Here is a 2912-nt window from a genome sequence, read left to right as displayed (position 1 = left end):
ACGCAACCCAGCTGAAGCCCAGGTCAGTCGCCGGGGTGACGCCCTCTTGGCCGGCGCCGAACATCAGGGCGATCGTGACCAGCGCATACAGCGGCAAGGTGGCGAGCAACGCCCACTTGAACGCTTTGTGCATCAGGTCGTGGCCGTAGATCGACAGCAACGCACCGATCAGCACCACCGCCACCGCGACTATCGTCGGGTCGATGCCGAACACATGTTCGAGGCCGTTCATGATCAGCGAGATGTTCACCACGTTGAAGCCGACGAACACAAACATCGTCGCCATCAAGGCCAGGATCACCCCGCGATAACCGAACTGGGCGCGGGACTGGATCATTTGCGGCAGGCCCATCTCCGGGCCTTGCGAACCGTGGAAGGCCATGAAAATGGTGCCGAACATAATGCCCAGCGCACCGGCCAGCATCGTCCACAGTGCCGACAAGCCGAGGCTCGGGCCGACAAAGCCGATGGAAATGGTGAAGAAGTGGAAGTTACCGAGAAACCAGAAAGGCCCCTGGCTGCTAAGTTTGGCGTGACGTTCGTTTTCCGGGATGTAATCGATCGAGTGGCCTTCGATGGCCAACCCGCTGCTCGCTTGGAGGGCGTGCGCAGACTGTGAGGACCCTGACATACGAATGTTCCTATGCTGGTGATTGTTGTTTTTATGGGCAAAGCGCCGGTTTCATTGCAATGTAGGGCGTTGGTCAGGGCTGTTAAATATCGCATGCGCACTGCTTACATAGATCGGCACCTATGTAACGAACCTCGGAGGCACACATGCTGGGCACTGTATCGGAGCTGGATCTGCGTTTGATCCGGGTCTTTCTGACCGTCGTTGAGGCGGGCGGGATCTCGGCCGCGCAGACGGCGCTCAATACCACGCAGCCCACCATCAGCGCGCAATTGGCGACGCTGGAAGCGCGGGTGGGATTTCGTCTGTGCGAGCGTGGGCGCGGCGGGTTTTCGGTGACGCCCAAGGGTGGGCAGTTTGTCGATGCGGCGCACCGGTTACTGGCGGCGGCCGAGGGCTTTCGGGTTGAAGTGCAGCACATCAATCGCAAGGTGTCGGGGAACATTAACATCGGCTTGCTCGGTCAAATCGATCCGTCCGCCAACAAGCACATCGCCCTGGCCATTGCCCGGTTGCGCTCGCGACATGAGGGGTTGTACTTCCACTTCACCGAACTGTCGTCTTCGTTGCTGGAAGAGAAAATCATCAACGGCCACATCGATCTGGCCATCGGTTACTTCTGGCACCGCTTGCCCAACATCGATTACTACCCGTTGTTCCAGGAAACCCAAATCGCCTACTGCGCCCCGGCGCACCCGTTGTTCGACCACGTGGGTGCGCTGAGCCGCGATGACGTGCGCGATTACGATTGGGTCTGGCCCAGCCACCCCTTGCCGGAAATGCCCGCACCCACCTCCATCGAGCGCTTGACGGTACTCACCGACAGCATGGACGGCGCCGCCCTGCTCATTCTGTCGGGCCAGCATTTGGGTTTTTTGCCCCAGCACTACGCGGCCAAACATGAACAGTTGGGGCAGCTGCATCCGCTGAATCCGGAGCAACTGCGCTATGAAGTTGGCTTCCATGCGGCCGTTCGACATTCGGCGCGGCAACGGGAGGTGGTGAGTGCGTTCCTGGCGGAGCTGATCGGGATTTTTGCAGCTGGGTGAGTTCAGAAACAGCCGAAGGGCCGATTTGAGGTTGGCAGTGGTTTCAGAGGCGGACTTCAGCCACAGGCCTGACATCGATTCGGGCCACCGAGCCGTGAAGATGAGCCAAGAAATCGGCACGCCGAAGTGCCCTGCGCACAATCGCCATCAAGCGCAGGCTTGGGATACTGATCGGTCGGGAAAAGCCCAGTGCCCAGTTACTGCTAGGCTGTGTATCACCTGATCGCTTTGGAAATTTGTCAGGCTCGTAGTGCGGTTTTTCAAAGGCCTGCTAGGGGAGTGAGAAGGTAATGCGAAACCTCAGTTTGCATCTAAGGTGTTGGATCGCATTGACCGTCACTATTGCAACGGTACTGGCCGTCCTGGCGGTATTGGTCGTTCTCCAGCACGACGCCATGCTTTCTCATTTGACACGCCAAAGGCTATCGGTTGTGGCTGAGGCAACTGCTGCACCGTTTCGTGATGTGGCGGCCATGGGGCTTCCACTCACATCAGTGCGCAACTCAGAAGGCCTGCTCAGTCGCGCCAAGGAAACGGATCCTGATATTTCCGCCATCGAATTGTTGAGCGCATCCGGAGATATTATCAAGTCCACCGGTGAGAAGCTTGACAGCGAACAGGCAGATGAACTGTCGCATGCGCAGGTATTGAATAAAGATGGCAAGTGGGACCTTGAAGGCTCTGATTCGGTGGTCAGTGGGCGATCCATAGTGAATGAATCGGGCACTCTACTTGGCAGCGTCGTTGCGATTTATCCAAAACAGGAGCTGCAAGTCCGCTCGGTACAAATTCGTAAGGACATCACACTGGCCGCCGTTGCCTTGCTGGCGATTTTTTCTGCTCTTTCCTTTCTGATGTTCAGGTTGAAACTACTTGGCGCTATCGGCGGCGTCATTTCCCTGCAGGCGGGGCTCAAGGACACTTCAAGCGATGCGTCTGCGGCACAGTCAGATGTTTCCAACAAGAACCCTACAGGAGAAGACTATGGCTTTTTGACACAGGAAGTCATCACACTTCACGACGATCTCATTGGCGCATCGAAGCAGTACAAGGCTGCAATGAAGGAGATGGGCTATTGCGCTGCCGAGACCGTAACGCCAGAGTCACCCGTTTCAAATCCGGAATTGCTCGATACTCAGTTGATCGCAATACCGCAAACCGTGCTCGATCGAAACGCCGCACGCCAAATCTTGCCCTGGGCGGCTGCCTTGGTGATCGGCCCGGCACTGTTG

3 protein-coding genes are annotated in these 2912 nt (G+C 57.4%); 2 read left to right on the top strand and 1 reads right to left on the bottom strand.

The window, feature by feature from the left end; all coding sequences use genetic code 11:
• The coding region (locus tag AC1DSG_RS29835) for a cytosine permease (protein ID WP_477794081.1) at positions 1–631 on the bottom strand (631 nt) is incomplete at its 3' end.
• A gap of 146 nt (positions 632–777) precedes the next feature.
• On the opposite strand from AC1DSG_RS29835, the gene AC1DSG_RS29830 reads away from it, so the two are divergent.
• Both AC1DSG_RS29830 and AC1DSG_RS29825 read left to right on the top strand, forming a co-directional pair.
• The gene (locus tag AC1DSG_RS29830) at positions 778–1680 is read left to right on the top strand and encodes a LysR family transcriptional regulator (RefSeq protein WP_477794080.1); all 903 of its coding nucleotides are present in this window, start codon (positions 778–780) and stop codon (positions 1678–1680) included.
• Positions 1681–2009: 329 nt separating this feature from the next.
• On the top strand, positions 2010–2912 hold a 903-nt coding region (locus AC1DSG_RS29825; RefSeq protein ID WP_477794079.1), incomplete at its 3' end, for a hypothetical protein.

This window comes from Pseudomonas sp. P5_A12 (genome assembly GCF_056400685.1).
This window is presented reverse-complemented; position numbering and strand designations above follow the sequence as displayed.